This window comes from Acinetobacter sp. YH01011 (assembly GCF_013420785.1).
Classification (GTDB): Bacteria; Pseudomonadota; Gammaproteobacteria; order Pseudomonadales; family Moraxellaceae; genus Acinetobacter; species Acinetobacter towneri.
Genome location: NZ_VOYG01000002.1, coordinates 129,691 through 144,975, shown reverse-complemented (window position 1 = coordinate 144,975; position 15,285 = coordinate 129,691). Strand labels below are relative to the sequence as shown.

Annotated in this window: 9 protein-coding genes, 1 tRNA gene, 2 pseudogenes and 1 other annotated feature; of the genes and pseudogenes, 8 read left to right on the top strand and 4 right to left on the bottom strand. The window is 40.7% G+C overall.

Annotated features, from left to right (window positions below):
- Nucleotide 1 precedes the first annotated feature (1 nt).
- Nucleotides 2-715 (top strand): 16S rRNA (uracil(1498)-N(3))-methyltransferase, encoded by a 714-nt coding sequence (locus FTT78_RS02045; RefSeq protein ID WP_180043487.1) that lies wholly within the window; start codon nucleotides 2-4, stop codon nucleotides 713-715.
- Here FTT78_RS02045 and FTT78_RS02040 read toward each other — a convergent pair.
- Nucleotides 689-1,675 (bottom strand): mechanosensitive ion channel family protein, encoded by a 987-nt coding sequence (locus tag FTT78_RS02040; protein WP_131261199.1) that lies wholly within the window; start codon nucleotides 1,673-1,675, stop codon nucleotides 689-691. The genes FTT78_RS02045 and FTT78_RS02040 overlap by 27 nt on opposite strands.
- 468 nt (nucleotides 1,676-2,143) lie before the next feature.
- Between FTT78_RS02040 and acs the strand changes: the two genes are divergently transcribed.
- The 7 genes and pseudogenes from acs (at nucleotide 2,144) to FTT78_RS02005 (ending at nucleotide 13,136) form a co-directional block, all read left to right on the top strand.
- Nucleotides 2,144-4,087, top strand: a complete 1,944-nt coding sequence (gene acs, locus FTT78_RS02035) for an acetate--CoA ligase (protein ID WP_131261198.1) — start codon at nucleotides 2,144-2,146, stop codon at nucleotides 4,085-4,087.
- 193 nt (nucleotides 4,088-4,280) lie between these two features.
- Entirely contained in the window at nucleotides 4,281-5,741 is a 1,461-nt protein-coding gene (locus FTT78_RS02030; RefSeq protein WP_180043485.1) for a DUF3375 domain-containing protein, read from the top strand.
- 10 nt (nucleotides 5,742-5,751) lie between these two features.
- Nucleotides 5,752-6,584: pseudogene (locus FTT78_RS02025) on the top strand (DUF4194 domain-containing protein).
- Nucleotides 6,572-9,949, top strand: coding sequence for an ATP-binding protein (locus tag FTT78_RS02020; protein WP_180043483.1), 3,378 nt, complete (start codon nucleotides 6,572-6,574; stop codon nucleotides 9,947-9,949). The pseudogene FTT78_RS02025 and the gene FTT78_RS02020 overlap by 13 nt, the downstream one beginning before the upstream one ends.
- Complete coding sequence (locus FTT78_RS02015) at nucleotides 9,942-11,138, top strand: Wadjet anti-phage system protein JetD domain-containing protein (RefSeq protein WP_004974289.1); 1,197 nt, start codon at nucleotides 9,942-9,944, stop codon at nucleotides 11,136-11,138. The genes FTT78_RS02020 and FTT78_RS02015 overlap by 8 nt, the downstream gene beginning before the upstream one ends.
- A gap of 76 nt (nucleotides 11,139-11,214) precedes the next feature.
- Nucleotides 11,215-12,448, top strand: a pseudogene (locus FTT78_RS02010) (IS3 family transposase).
- Nucleotides 11,490-11,606: a sequence feature (AL1L pseudoknot), on the top strand. Its footprint overlaps the pseudogene before it by 117 nt.
- A 130-nt stretch (nucleotides 12,449-12,578) precedes the next feature.
- The gene (locus tag FTT78_RS02005) at nucleotides 12,579-13,136 is read left to right on the top strand and encodes a hypothetical protein (RefSeq protein ID WP_180043481.1); all 558 of its coding nucleotides are present in this window, start codon (nucleotides 12,579-12,581) and stop codon (nucleotides 13,134-13,136) included.
- A 65-nt stretch (nucleotides 13,137-13,201) separates the two neighbouring features.
- On the opposite strand, the gene FTT78_RS02000 is transcribed toward FTT78_RS02005, so the two are convergent.
- From FTT78_RS02000 to FTT78_RS01990, 3 genes are all read right to left on the bottom strand, one after another.
- Nucleotides 13,202-14,461: a type II toxin-antitoxin system HipA family toxin gene (locus FTT78_RS02000; protein WP_180043479.1), complete on the bottom strand. Its 1,260-nt coding sequence runs from the start codon at nucleotides 14,459-14,461 to the stop codon at nucleotides 13,202-13,204.
- A gap of 4 nt (nucleotides 14,462-14,465) precedes the next feature.
- The gene (locus FTT78_RS01995; protein ID WP_070153706.1) at nucleotides 14,466-14,768 is read right to left on the bottom strand and encodes a helix-turn-helix transcriptional regulator; all 303 of its coding nucleotides are present in this window, start codon (nucleotides 14,766-14,768) and stop codon (nucleotides 14,466-14,468) included.
- A 286-nt stretch (nucleotides 14,769-15,054) separates the two neighbouring features.
- Nucleotides 15,055-15,130: transfer RNA gene (locus FTT78_RS01990), tRNA-Gly, on the bottom strand.
- Nucleotides 15,131-15,285: the final 155 nt, after the last annotated feature.

The window sequence follows — 15,285 nt, the reverse complement described above, 5'->3', positions numbered from 1 at the left end:
TATGAATATCGTTTTGCTTGACCCGCGACAGACCACAAATGAAGTGTGGTCTATTAGCACCCAGCGGCAAGTGCAGCATTTGCATACGCATGTTGGTGTGCAAGTCGGTGACACCTTGAAAGTCGGGATTCGTGGTGGCAAGCGTTATTTGACCGAAGTGGTGGAAGTCAGCGAGCAGCGAATTCAAGTCAAAGCCCTGCATGAAGAAGCTGTCCCAAAAAAACTGCCTGTGACCCTGATTGTGGCTTTGCCGCGCCCCAAAGTATTGCGTCGTTTAATTATGGATAGCGTGACGTTAGGTGTGGAAAAAATTATTTTACTGCACAGCTATCGGGTTGATAAAAGCTATTGGCAAACGCCATTTTTGCAGCAGCTCGATCAATATGTAACTTTGGGTTTGGAACAAGCAGGCGATACCATTGCATCTGAGATTCAGCTTTATAAACGCTTTAAACCCTTTGTGGAAGATGTCTTACCCAGTTTGATTTCTGCCGATTGTCCTGCTTATGTGGCGCATCCTTATACCGATCAAGCTATGCCACATGCCATCCAACATCCATGCAGTATTGTGATTGGCCCAGAAGGTGGATTTATTCCCTACGAAATTGATTTGCTCGAAAAAAACGGCTGCCAAGCGCGGCACTTGGGCAACCGTATTATTCGTACTGAAACTGTGATTGCTTATGTTTTAGGGCGTTTGTTTAGTGCGGGCTGAATCATCTTCATTGACTGCTGCATCACCACGATAAACTTTCACTTCCTGCACAGGATAAGGAATCGAAATGTGATGTTCGGCAAACGCGGCAATCACCCGTTCCTGCACTTCACTGATGGATGCTGAAGTGGTGGTTTCCGTCGTATTTACCCACCAACGCACATTTAAATTAATCGAAAAATCGGCCAAGGCAGTGACATTGACGCTAAATGCAGGTTGGCTCAAGATTTTTATGTCACGGTCTAAAATGGCCAAAATAATATCTTTGGCTTTTTGTACGTCATCTTCATAACCAATACCGACCACAAACTCGCAACGACGACGGGTATAAGCCGTATTGACCGTTACGGCACTGGTATACACCGTAGCATTTGGAATCACGATTCGACGCCCATCGGGAGAGCGCAGGAAGGTGGCACGAATCTGAATATCTTCTACCGTACCTTCCATATTATTCACGATGATGTCATCACCAATTTTAAATGGTTCTCCAATCAAAATGAGCACACCCGATAATAAATTCTGGAAAATATCTTTAAAAGCAAAACCAATTGCCACGGAGCCTAGACCTAAAGCACTCATCAGTTGGCTTGGGGTAAAACCTGGAATTGCAATCACCATCGCAATTAGAAAACCAAAGAAAATAATTGCAGAGCTACCGACCCGATTCAGCACCAAAACCAAATTTTGTCGGGTATAGGAACGATTGTTCAGGGTCTTGCGAATAAACCATTTAAACAGTCGGGCAAGCAGCCAAAACAGAATCAGCACCACGGCTGCAATCATCAAATACGGCACACGTTCCCAAAATCCTTCCATAATTTTGTCGATGGTGGAGTAGGCGTCATTGTACTTGGCCGTATGATTGATCACGGTTTGCGTGGTTTTTTCAGTGGCTTCCTGCAACAGCTGACTGGTGTTTTCAGAAACTTCACTGAGTGAGGGTTTGGATTCTGCCACGATAATTCCGAATTCAAAATGAAGCGACTATTTTGCCTGAAAAACTCAATTTGGTTAATGAGCAATGCTTACTTGCCAGTATTTTAGACAACTTGGATAGAAGTGATGAGCGTACTATTTTGTAGCATTTAAACTGCGAGTTGTATGTGGTTTTATCTGTAAGACAGGGTCGCAGGTATGAATGATTGGCTGCGTAAAAAAATGTTAATACTCACGGTTATTAGACGATATTTTCTTTAAAAATAATGCAATGCGCAGTACAGTGGAATGTAAACCTGAAAGTATGAATGCAAGAATATGGCATTCGATCAACGCTTTGGCATGCTATTGTTTGTATAAAATTTATGCGACTAAAGCCGAATGGTGAGCCATAAAAAAGAAAGTTCATACTGTGAATATGCAGAAATAATAATCAATAACGTGGCATACATCTCGTGATGAGATGCAAGAACATCAAGGAAGTAGCAGATGAAAGACGTATATCCTGTTCCAGATGAATTTAAAAAGACTGCCCGCACCACTGAGGCAGAATATTTTCAACGCTATCAACAATCTATAGATGACCCTGATACTTATTGGGCAGAGCAGGCCCAACGCTTAGATTGGATTAAACCTTTTACCCAAGTCAAAAATACCAACTTTGACCCCGAGCATTTTAAAATTGAATGGTTTGCCGATGGGCAACTGAATGTCAGTGCCAATTGTTTAGACCGTCATTTAAAAGAACATCCGCATAAACCTGCAATTATTTGGGAAGGAGATCATCCTTCTCGGCATAAAGTGGTTTCTTTTGCTTCTTTGCATGATGAAACCTGTCGTTTTGCCAACGTGCTGAAAAAGAACGGGGTGCAAAAAGGTGATCGGGTGGTGCTGTACATGCCAATGGTTTCCGAAGCTGCGATTGCCATGCTAGCCTGCGCGCGGATTGGTGCAGTGCATTGTGTGGTTTTTGGTGGTTTTTCTCCCGATGCTTTGGCTAGCCGAATTGAAGACTGTCAGGCCAAGTTAATTGTCACTGCAGACTCGGCCATGCGTGGTGGCAAGCCAATTTATTTAAAAGCCAATGTTGATGCTGCTCTAAAAGTAGCAGGTACCGACTGTGTGCAAAATGTGATTGTGGTGCACCGTACAGGAAATCCTATTGAGATGTTGCCTGAACGCGACGTGTGGTATCACATGGAAATTATGTCGGTCAATGACATCTGCCCACCCGAGCCAATGAATGCAGAAGATCCACTATTTATTTTATATACCTCAGGTTCTACTGGAAAACCCAAAGGTGTTTTGCATACCACAGGGGGTTATTTGACCTATGTGAATAGCACGTTCCGAGAAGTCTTTGACCTGAAACAGGATGATGTGTTTTGGTGTACCGCAGATGTAGGCTGGATTACAGGGCATTCTTATGTCTTATACGGGCCATTGTCGAATGGTACATCTACCGTGATGTTTGAAGGGGTGCCGAACTATCCAAGCTGGGCGCGCACAGGGCATATTGTTGATAAACACAACATCACCATTTTATATACCGCGCCGACTGCCATTCGCGCCATGATGCGAGAGGGAGATCGTTTTGTACGTGAAAGTGACCGCAGCAGCTTGCGTTTACTTGGTTCAGTCGGTGAGCCAATTAATCCTGAAGCATGGAACTGGTATTACAACGTAGTAGGTGAAGGACGTTGCCCAATTGTAGATACATGGTGGCAAACCGAAACTGGGGGCATATTAATTTCAGCATTGCCGGGTGCAACGCCACTGAAACCCGGTTCGGCAACCCGCCCATTATTTGGCGTGCAACCTGCTATTGTCGATGCCGAAGGTAATGAACTGGAAGGCGCGACCGAAGGCAATTTAATTATGAAAGATTCATGGCCAGGGCAAATGCGCGGTATTTGGGGCGACCCTGCACGTTTTATTGAAGCGTATTTTTCGACCTATCCGGGTGCGTATTTTACAGGAGATGGTGCACGCCGTGATGAAGATGGCTATTACTGGATTACAGGGCGTGTGGATGATGTCTTGAATATTTCGGGGCACCGTTTAGGTACTGCGGAAATTGAAAGTGCCCTAGTAGCGCATGAAGCTGTGGCTGAAGCGGCAGTGGTGGGTATGCCCCATGAGATTAAAGGACAGGGGATTTGCACCTTTGTAACTTTGCAAGTTGGTACACCCGAGTCAGAGGAATTGCGTGAAGAATTAGTCAATTGGGTTCGCAAAATTTTGGGGCCTGTGGCAACGCCTGATGCGCTGCATTGGGCACCTGCTTTACCTAAAACCCGCTCAGGTAAAATCATGCGCCGTATTTTGCGGAAAATTGCAGCGAATGAATTGGATAGTTTAGGAGATACTTCGACTTTGGCTGAGCCGCAAGTGGTGGAGCATTTGATTGCAACGGTGTATGGGGAGAGGTAGGTTAAGGTTACTGTCACTGTACACAAAGAAGTTAGATAAGGTTTGTTTTTTTATTTTTTTCGATGAAGTAAGGTGATTGTTTATATCATCTTACTTTATGCGACAACTCGTGTCGTCTTGCTTGGTAATTTGCTTGGGTGATTAAAAAATAACTGTAGAATAAATAACCATCATACAGATGATGTGGAATGGCATGAATATTCTAGGGTTACAGGCCAAGTATCGGCGTTTATATCATGAAAACTCAATTTGGAAATTATTAAGAGCAGATAACGCACCACATATTTTAGCGTTCATTGTTGACTTATTTGCAGAACAAAATGAAGTCCCTTATGGCCGTGCAAGAAATGTCTTGGATGAGTTGATTAAATCTAGTCGTGAGCAGGGTATTTGGCAGACAGAAAATAATGCAGCGCATTATTTAAATCATTGGATTCATTCAGGCTGGCTCAGAGAAATAGATGGCAAGCTGAGTAAAACGGATATTAGCGAAACCGTATTACGTTTTTGTCAGGGCTTGGATGAGCGAGCAACCCATACCACAGCATCACATTTAAGAATTGTGCAGGATGCGGTTCGTGATTTTGTGGTCGCATTGAGTGAAAATATTGAAGAACGAGTGGAGTTGCTCGAACAAAAAAAATTAGTGATTCAAAATGAAATAGATGCTTTGTTGGCGGGTGTTGTTACACAATTAGAAGAATCAGAACAAAAAGAAAGAATACGAGAAATTTATCAACTTGCTTCCATTCTTACAGGCGATTTTAGACGGGTCGAAGATGAGATTCGTCTACGAGATAAAGAGTTGCGTCTAGATATGATTAGTGGTGCTTATTCACGTGGAGAAGTATTGCTGAGCTTAATGGAAAAAGAGCAGTTGCTTGCCCAAAGTGATGCAGGCAGTGCTTTTGATGGGTTTTGTCAATTACTTCAGGATCAAGATCGTTCTACTGAGTTTAGAGAGCAGTTACGCAGTATTTTGAATCATCCTATTGCACAACAATTAAGCGAATCTCAACGTAAATATTTAGGTCAGTTAATGCGTGAGTTAGGACGCGAAAGTAGCCGAGTTTTCCAAGTCCGACGTCGTACAGAAGAAGGTTTGAGAGCTTATATTGAAAGTGGTGCAGCATTGGAAAACCGTTTGATTGATCAGTTGTTGTCGGAATTAGAAAAAAATGCAGTGGCATTGTTGGAATCGGAGTGTGATTTAAAAACAGAAGTACAAGTGGATTTAGCCGTGGGTTCCATCCAGCTGAATTCGCCTGAAAGTCTTGCTTTAAAAAGTCCCACAGAACATATGGATACACGTGAGGTCGAAGAACAACAAAACAAGACTGAACCTAGTGATCAGATGCTGAAGTACTTAGACAATGTACGGGTTCGTGCTGTTGCTGAAAAAGTATATCAAACGCTCGCACAGAAAGGGGTGATGAGTATTGCCCACTTAACACATGAACATCCTTTACAAGCGGGGCTTGAAGAACTTGTTGCTTATTTGCGTATAGCAAAAGCCATTAAAGCATCACAAATGCAGCATACCGAGCAAGTTGAACTTAAGGATCGTTCAGGTGTGCATTTGCAGGCCAGTATTCCAGTGTATTACTTGAGTGCAGATTTATTTCCCAAAAATATAGATGAGCTGGCACTTTAAGGAGATCGAGATGCAATCAGAAAATAAGATACAACAGCATGACAACTTCTTTGAAATGGTACGCAGACCATCTTCAAATTCAGAGAAAAATATAGAAATCCAAGCTAATCAGCCTGTAGAAGATTCGTTTCCTACAACTGGGGCAGAGGAACAACATGCAGATAATCAAACAGAGATGGAGCATGCTCAGGATCGTGATACAGATGCGCTTATGCCACATGCAGCCCGACGCGTATTGGTCTATCTCATGCGTCAAGGGGTTATTCTTGCAGCAGAAAACTTAAAACTTTTTGATTTATTGTGCCGATATGAAGCGGAAATTCGTAGACATTTGGCAGAGGTTTATATCCAGTTGGTTTTGGATGCCAAGCAAGGGGTGGCTTATATCATCAATCTCAAAAGTATTCAGGATGAACAGGAAGATGAGAACCAGCCTTTGGATGATTTTCCTGTACTGATACGAAAACGAACTTTGACTGTATATGACACCTTAATTTTACTTATTTTGCGGAAGTATTATCAGGAGCGGGAAACTGCGGGTGAGCAAAAAATTATTATTGATGTTGAGCGAATCCAGAGCAGTTTAATTCCATTTATTCCTTTAACGAATCATGACAGCAAAGATCGTAAAAGCTAAATGCAGCATTAGAAAAATTTATTGAGAAAAAAGTATTAACGGGACTGCGTGGTGAAGAAGGGCGTTATGAAATTACGCCAATTATCCGCTATGTCGTGAATGCCGAGTTTTTACAAAGTTTATTATCTGAATATCAACAATTAGCAGCAAAGGCCAAGTTGCAGCAATCCGAACAAGAATATGGAGAATCATCATGCAAGAAATGACCCTCTCAACTTTATTTGCACAAGGCCAAATTCGCTTGTCAGAAATTTCAGTATTTAACTGGGGCTCCTTCCATAACTTGCATACCGCACGTATTGATCCTGAAGGGACACTTATTACGGGAGATAATGGTGCAGGTAAATCTACCTTTATTGATGGTTTAATGGCATTGTTACAACCTGCAAGTAAAGCTAGTTTTAACGTAGCAGCTGCGCAGGGCGATCGCTCAGACCGTACATTACTCTCTTATATGCGTGGTAGTTTTGGTTCAGAACATGATGGGGCTGGAACGCGAGTAAAAAATAAGCGTGAAAAAGCAGTGACAACAGCATTAAGAGCGCTATATACCGCTGATGACGGTTCGATGATTACTTTAATTGGATTGTTTTGGGTTGGACAAGGTCAACATTCGCTGAGTGAAGTGAATCGTTTATATATGATTGCAAGTCGTAATGTGCAACTGACTGAAGTGTTAGAAAAATTTGCAGACGGTAATACTCGCCAGCTAAAACAACATTTTAATCCTAAAACAGATGCACGCGTGCATTATTTTGATAGCAAATTTGAAGACTATCAGGAGATGTATCGTAAATATTTATTTATGGATAATAAAAATGCACCTGCGTTGTTATCACGTGCTTTAGGCTTAAAGAAAATTGATGATTTGACTAAATTAATTCGCGAGTTGGTTTTAGAACCAAGCCAGGTTCGTGCTTTGGCACAGACTGCAGTAAATGAGTTTGCTGACTTAGAGGCAAACTATAAGCATTTGGTAGATGCGCGTGAACAAGTCCTACATTTACAGAAATTACCTGAGTTAGCTGTTCAAATAACAGCGTTAACTCTGCAACTGAATAATCTACAGCTCGAAAAACAAGCTTTTCCTGCATATTTAGGTGAATTGTATGTTCAGTTTTGGACTGAAAAAATACATCAGCTGGAGCAAGAGATACAGCGATTACATACGCAGTTTAAGCAATTAGAACAACAAGAACATGATGCGGAAAAACGACAAGAGCGCTGCCATGAAGACTATTTACAAGTAGGCGGTAATCGGATTGAAAACTTACAAAAAGAGCTAGAACTGATACAGCGTCAGTTAAAGCAATTAACCATAGAGGCATCGCGCTATCAGGAAGATGCTCAGCAATTACAATTGCAAGATGATTTAACCGAGCAAAATTTAATTGATAACCAAAAAATAGCCCATGAGCAGCTTCTAAATATTGGGCAAGAGAAAACCCAACGACAAGATGAGTTTGCTCAAGTCAGTAGCAAATACGCACAAACGCAACAGCAACTGAAAGAAACTCAAAGCGATATTCAGGAAATAGAAACCAGACCTAATAGTAATATTCATGATGTACATTTATTGCGTTTAAGAGATGAGCTTAGACAGCACTTAGATTTTGATGAACATGAATTAATGTTTATTGGTGAGCTCATTGATGTAAAAGAGGCTGAAAAAATCTGGCAAGGCGCAATTGAACGAGCATTAGGTGGTTTAAAAACAACGTTATTGGTGCCGAAAGATCGTTATTCGATGGTCACTCAATGGGTGAATGCGCGTCATAATAAAACCCATGTGCGTTTACAGGTGATCCATCTTGATGCTACAGAAAGTGTGTATTTTAAAGAAAATGGTTTTCTGCGGAAATTGGTTTGGCGAGAGCATCCATATCGTGATTGGTTAAAACAACATCTGCTTCGCTTTGATCTGCAATGTGTGGCAGATACAACAATCATGAATACAACGCCTTTTTCTATGACACAACAGGGCTTAATTCATCGTGAGCAAGGTCGTTTTGAGAAAAAAGATCAACAGCGGATTGATGATCGAAAAATTTGGTGTTTGGGATTTTCCAATACTTCACGTTTAAATTTATTAAAGCATGAAGCGAAACAACTTGAGGTACAGTTGGAACAGTATGCCTTGAGTGTTGCACAATCGCGTAAGGTGTTAGATCAGGTAACACAGCATAAGAGTTTGTGGGAGCGAATGTTACGTTACCAATGGGATATGATAAATATTCCTTATTGGACAGAGCGCCAGCAACAGACCAGCAATGACTTGCAGCATTTACAACAGGCAGATACCAATATTGAACAAGCTCGACAACGTTGGGAGCTTGCAAAAGAGGAATTAAAACAACTACAGGAACAGAAAGGGCAGTTACAACACACTTGGGGGCAACTCAAACAGAAACTCAGTGATGCAGAAAAACAACAACAACAAGCGCAAAAGGCAGCAAACCAAGGTGTCCCAGAACAAGCCAGAGAACTGTTGCTACAGCGTATAGGAGAAACACCTCGGTTGGAGGATGCTTATCTTACTGCTGTGGAAAAAGAGCTAGAGCGTTTAATTGAACATACCAGCAACCAAAATACCTCAGCAAAAAATAGCGCAACGTACATTATTGGTCAGTTTCGTGGCAAGGATAAATGGTCACATATTGCATTACAACGTGAATGGGCAGTTGGTTTGGCCGCATTGGATGATTGCGTTGCCTATTTTCATGAACTAGAAAAGGAAGGTTTGCCTGCCTTAGTTGAACAGTTTGAACAGCGTCTGCAAAAACATACCATGCAGTCTTTAAGTGTGATTCAGAATCGCCTTGAGGCAGATAGAGAAGAAATTACTGACCGTATTGCCATAATTAATCAGGTTTTACGGCGTACAGAATTTAAGTCTGGCAGCTATCTAAGACTAGGATACAAAAAGGAAAAGTATCCACACGTCATAGATTTTGAGCAAAAACTAAAATGGGTCGTATCTAGTATTAATAGTATTGAATATGAACAACGTTTTAAAAAGTTAGCTGAATTAATTTCTATTTTAGAAAAAGCGAGTAACTCGGTTACAGCGCATACTTTTGAAAGCCAGCGTTTACTTGATCCTCGTCATCAAATGTCTTTCTATGCAGAAGAAGTCGATTTGGCTACAGAAGAAATACGAGATGTTTTGGAGTCATCGAGTGGTAAATCTGGCGGAGAAAAAGAATCATTTGCTGGAACCATTGTGGCAGCGAGTTTGGCTTATGTATTAACACCAGACGGCTATGATTATCCAATCTACAGTACAGTGTTTTTAGATGAAGCTTTTTCAAACACAGCTGAAGCGGTTAGTCGTCGAGTACTCAAAGTATTTAAGGCGTTGAAAATTCATGTCAATTTAATCACACCTTATAAAAACTTGAATTTAGCGCGTGAGTCAGCACGTTCTTTATTAATTGCCGAGCGTGATATTGAGAAACATGAAAGTCATTTATGTGAAATTACTTGGCAGGAAATTGATGAAAAAATGGCGCAAAAACAACAGCAACTGCATAGAGAGGCACAACAGTTTGGGGTGCAGTTAGATGCCTAAAATTGAGAAGTGGGGATTACTTCCAAATACCGTTTTGGGTATTTTGCATAAAAAAGAATGGGAAAATCGTCGAAATTTAAAGCAGCGGTTGTTAAATCAACGTCCTTTTCCAATCGAAATTTCACTGAAAGTGCCCACAGACCAACAAGCTAGAGATAATTTGGGTCATTTTCATGCTTTTTTTAAGGCGTGGACAGATTTTGCTTATCCTGAACTGGTTGAATGGCAAGAACGGCAGTATCGACAACTTTCAGAACAACGTGTTCCAGTAAAGTTACGAATTTTTTCTTTACAGCAGCTTACTGAGCTTTTAGGAACAGAGCAACAACTTGAAAACTGGTTGGATAAAATATCCAGCTTTTTGAAGCAGTCTTTTGTGCATGATCGTCATCAGCACCGTTTATTTCAAACTTTAATTCATCATTTAGAGCAGATAGAACGCTATAGCCAACAAGAATGGCAATGGTTGATTCAGCTGATTGAACAGCTGAAACCGAATATGGGGGCAGGGCTTTATTTAAGGGCCTTGCCATTAAGCGCTGTAAACACGAAGTTTCTTGAGCAGAACTTATTGCTGACGGAGGCAATTTGCAATGTACTTTATGATGATGAGATCGTACTGGCTGGAGGGTTGTTGGCATGGCTAGATTGCTTAGATAGCCCCAAAGGTTGGTTGACGATCAAACCCGTCTGCCCAAATGTGCAGGAAAAATTGGGAGGACTCCCCGTTTTTCAATTGTCCACAGAGGTGCTAGATCAATTTGAGTTACCTGCGGAACGAATAATTGTAGTTGAAAATATTCAGTCAGGTTTAGCGTGCCCTTACTTGGAAAATAGTATTGTGGTTTGTGGTGGGGGTAAAAATATTACATGGATGAAGGCCAAGTGGTTACAGTATAAACAGGTTTTTTATTGGGGAGATATCGACTCTGAAGGTTTAAATATTTTAAGTATGGTTCGGCAAAAAATTCCACACGTGATTGCTTTAATGATGGATGAAGCCACAGTTTTACAGTTCCAAAATCATATGGTGGATGAACCAGACTCTATTTTTAGTGAGCCACAATATCTCACTGCTGACGAGTTAAAATTATTTCATGATTTGCGTGCACAGACATTTAAAAATAGGCGTTTAGAGCAAGAGCGCATTTCGGTTGATTGGGTGCATCGTTATTTAGAGTTACTTTGAAAATTAATTTGATTGATAATAAGGGGTGAACCGTACCGGGTTTGTCGGAGACCAACTTTCTTGAGAGAATGTTCCAATGACAAAATTAAAATATACCCCTGAAATCAGAGAAAGAGCGGTTCAATTATTGATTGAATCTGAAAAAGATTATCCTTCTACTTGGGCTGCAATCACAGCTATTGCACCTAAGATTGGTTGTACTCCTGAAACATTGCGTGTTTGGTATTTAAAGCATATGGATCAACTAAATCCTGCCAAAGTACAACAGATATCTGACCAAGAAAAAATGAAGCAAATGGAACGTGAAATTAAAGAATTAAAACGTGCCAATGAAATTCTACGTAAAGCAGCCGCTTTTTTCGCTCAGGCGGAGCTCGACCGCCCACACAAATAATGGTGGATTTTATCCAGAACAATAAAGATCGATATGGTGTTGAAGCGATTTGTAGAATTTTACCGATTGCAGCTTCGACCTATTATCGGGCTTTAGATCTCGTTGATAACCCAGAACATCGAGCGAAACGTGCTCTGCATGATTTACATCATGCAGAGCAAATCAAACGTATTTGGAAAGAAAGTTTAGGTCGATATGGTGTGCGTAAGGTCTGGCAACAATTGAAACGTGAAGGTTATGTTATCGCACGTTGTACAGTTGCTCGATTGATGCAGAAGCTAGGTATACAAGGTGTTTGGCGTGGTAAGAATAAACAAACCACCCGTAGCCGAGATGATCAAAAACGAGCAGATGACTTAGTAAAACGCAATTTTAATGCAGATCATCCTGACCCTTGCGAAGCAGTGCTTCTCAGGTCGCTGACTTCACGTATATTCAAACTCATTCAGGCTGGGTCTATACCGCCTTTATTATTGATGTGTTCTCGCGAGCAATTGTTGGATGGAAAGTATCAACACGTATGAATACAGATATGGTGCTCGATGCACTGGAGCAAGCATTGCATGATCGAGGCATGCCAAAGAACGTGATTCATCATAGTGACAGAGGCGTGCAATATCTTTCCATTCGTTATACCAATCGTTTAGAAGCAGCAAATTTACGAGCATCAGTCGGTACGACTGGTGATTCATACGATAATGCTTTGGCTGAAACGGTGAATGGCTTATACAAAACAGAGGTGATTGAATATTTAAAAGCGGATTGGCAAGGTTTAGCGGATGTACAACTTGCGACACTAAACTGGGTAGATTGGTTCAATAAAAAGCGTGTACACAGTGCACTGGGTTATGTATCACCTTTTGAGTTTGAAGCAATGTACTATGATAAGATTAACCCGTTAGGTCAGGTGGCCTAACTTAAATAAAAAAGTCTCCGACAAACCCGGTACGGTTCATCCACAATTTAACTATAAATACTGTGCAAATAAAGATAGAACTCAGCCAAAAAAGCAGGCGGTATTTAATCGGCCTGGTTATGAAGGTTATGTGGACACCAAAAAACAATATAAATCGCAAGATTTATCGCAACTTTTGCCTTGGTCTAATAATGAACTGGTGGTTGATGCCAGACTTAGATTCAATGCCAATACCTGCGACTTTACAAAATATGATGATGAACAAATTCAAAAGTTTAATCAGGACTTTTTTGCTTCAGAAGGTGAACAACTCTTTTCTAATATTCAGGTGAATGCAGCTTTGCTAACGGAACAGTTATATAAAGATACATGTCTAAGAGATATGCAAAATCAGGAAGTATATAGCTTTGATGTTGAGGATGATGAATTATCTATTTATCAGCATTTTCCAGATTCCGTAGAACTGAATATTCAGACTGGAAAATATGAGCAAGCTGTTAAAAGTGTCACTTTTAATATTGAACCAGTTCCTGATAATGCTTGGTTGAGTTTATCACCTGCGCAACTCAAGGAGCTAACATTAGAGTATGGGCTTGCAGTGCAAGAGGGATGTAAGTTGTCTTTGTCTGTTTATAATGACCAAAGCCCGCAGTGGATATACCATCTTGGGTTCGGGGTTTATCACTGATCTGTTATTGATTAAATTTTATATGTATTTCCAGATTGCTTTTGATTAAATCGGATGGTTTATATTCAATTCAATAAATGAATATTATGCTCAATCCTATTTTGGATCATTTGGAGAGTTTCAGATCTAATTTGTTCAGGTAATAGATCATGAGCAATCTTCGTAAATCGGCTGGCAACTTCGCAAATTGAGTTAATCATTTCATCAACCTCTTGAATAGAAAGCTCTGCTTCCTGAATGCCCAGTTTGACAATGGCAGACCGAGTAATATCCAGTGCTTCACCCATAATATCCATTTGATGATATCCACCTGGGCCTTCACAGAAAGTAACGTCGTAGGCTGGGGCGAGTTTCCATTGTCCATTTTGAGACATTAAAAACGAAAAGTTTTTGCAATGATCATCTCGATTATTGAACACCACATTGAAAACAGCGCGCTTGAATGCAATCGCTTTTTCGCGAATATCATTGGTGCAAAAGTGTGTAGCACGAAGAAAGTTGCTGTAGTCTAAACTCCCAGGTGATTTAAAATCAGCCCCTGTAAAGGCAGCTAAACTTTGCATAGGGATGCGCATGCCATCGCAGCGGTCAAATCTTTTTGAGGCAAATGCAGTTAGGCCATTCGGAAGAGTGAAGTATTGGGTGTCTGGGGTGTCAATATGACAATGACGCAAACATTCTGCATAAACAGTTTCAATTGCACAAACTTCAGGATGCTCTTGCTGAGCGGGAAATTTGATCAGCCAAGCTTCATGTTGATGTGAGTGAACTGTTGAGAATTCATTAGTGACAGGATCACGATAGACGAGTGCTTTTGGCCTTGCACCTTGTGGTGATCCACCCATAACTAATAAATGCTGTAAAAATTCAGCACCTTCTCCTTTGAGAACTTCCTGGACTTCTTGAGCGAGTCTTAGCAATGGAATATTTTCAGCTAATGTTAACTCGGATGCTGAAGGTTCAAAGGATAATGCCCCCATTGCATGTGTACTAATATACGTGAGGCGTTCTAAAGGCCCAACTCGTGCTGGATTAAGTCCATTTTTTTTAAATAAGCGATCCATCAGGAGCATGCCCCAGCCATCGGGTAAGGCATCGTATATAGGGCCTGGTAATCCCATTTGATGTGCAGGAAAGTTCTTTCTTAATGGGTCACCTTTTAGCGGAAGTAGGTAAGATGAAAGCTCTAAACCTTTACTAATTGCTTCTGCGCTGTATTCAAAAGCAATCAATGGTCGACCTGTGATTGCAGTTGAGGAAACTAGTGTGCCCCAAAGCCAATATTCGCCCCATCCATTGTAGTAAACATCAAGTTTTTTGAGCATGGATTCATTTCCTTTTGATACGTTGGCGAGCCGTATTACTCTCATAGCGGAGCATGTCATCTACACTATTTAAATGTGGTTTGAAAAGTTCCTCTAATTCTTTTAATCGGCCGAGCACCATGGCAACACGTACTAAATTTTCAAATGAAACATTTCGACCAGCTTCTAGATTAGATACAGTATTCACACCAATACCCGCACGCGCAGCAACATCTGCCTGAGTCATTTCCAGATAAAGACGTTCTTTACGAAGCCTCTCACATAATAAAGCAACAACTTCTTCAGGTTTTTTGAATATTAAATCCATAATATTGTGTTTTACATTGTGATATCACCATTAAAACACAAAAAAATGGATTTATGAAATTATGCCAGTTGGTCGATAATGAGATGCTTGATTGGCTGATGAGATTCTATTGGATTAAAGAAATCTAATGATTTTAATGCATTTATTTTTTGCAACTACCTACGAATATGTCGTATTTGGGGCCCGAAACTGTGAAATAAAAGATAATAAAGAAAGTATGATTGGGGATAACATAATATAAAATCAATAAAAAAGCCCCTATCTTTCGATGGGGGCTTTTTGAATCTGGAGCGGGAAACGAGACTCGAACTCGCGACCCCAACCTTGGCAAGGTTGTGCTCTACCAACTGAGCTATTCCCGCATGCGGTGTATAATACATGATGCAAAAATAGGGTCAATCATTTTTTGCATGTCATTGTACTGACTGAATAAATAAACAACATTTTTAGAAAATAGTGTGGTTAAATGACTTAGGTTATTTGTTTTTATAAAAGTTTTCATTGTCTGCAAAAGTTT

What these genes read in the sequence shown, in the direction of transcription:
- FTT78_RS02045 (WP_180043487.1), top strand. Translation starts at nt 2, where the DNA reads ATGAATATCGTTTTGCTTGACCCGCGACAGACCACAAATGAAGTGTGG.
- FTT78_RS02030 (WP_180043485.1), top strand. Translation starts at nt 4,281, where the DNA reads ATGAATATTCTAGGGTTACAGGCCAAGTATCGGCGTTTATATCATGAA.
- FTT78_RS02015 (WP_004974289.1), top strand. Translation starts at nt 9,942, where the DNA reads ATGCCTAAAATTGAGAAGTGGGGATTACTTCCAAATACCGTTTTGGGT.
- FTT78_RS02000 (WP_180043479.1), bottom strand. Translation starts at nt 14,461, where the DNA reads ATGCTCAAAAAACTTGATGTTTACTACAATGGATGGGGCGAATATTGG.
- acs (WP_131261198.1), top strand. Translation starts at nt 2,144, where the DNA reads ATGAAAGACGTATATCCTGTTCCAGATGAATTTAAAAAGACTGCCCGC.
- FTT78_RS01995 (WP_070153706.1), bottom strand. Translation starts at nt 14,768, where the DNA reads ATGGATTTAATATTCAAAAAACCTGAAGAAGTTGTTGCTTTATTATGT.
- FTT78_RS02020 (WP_180043483.1), top strand. Translation starts at nt 6,572, where the DNA reads ATGCAAGAAATGACCCTCTCAACTTTATTTGCACAAGGCCAAATTCGC.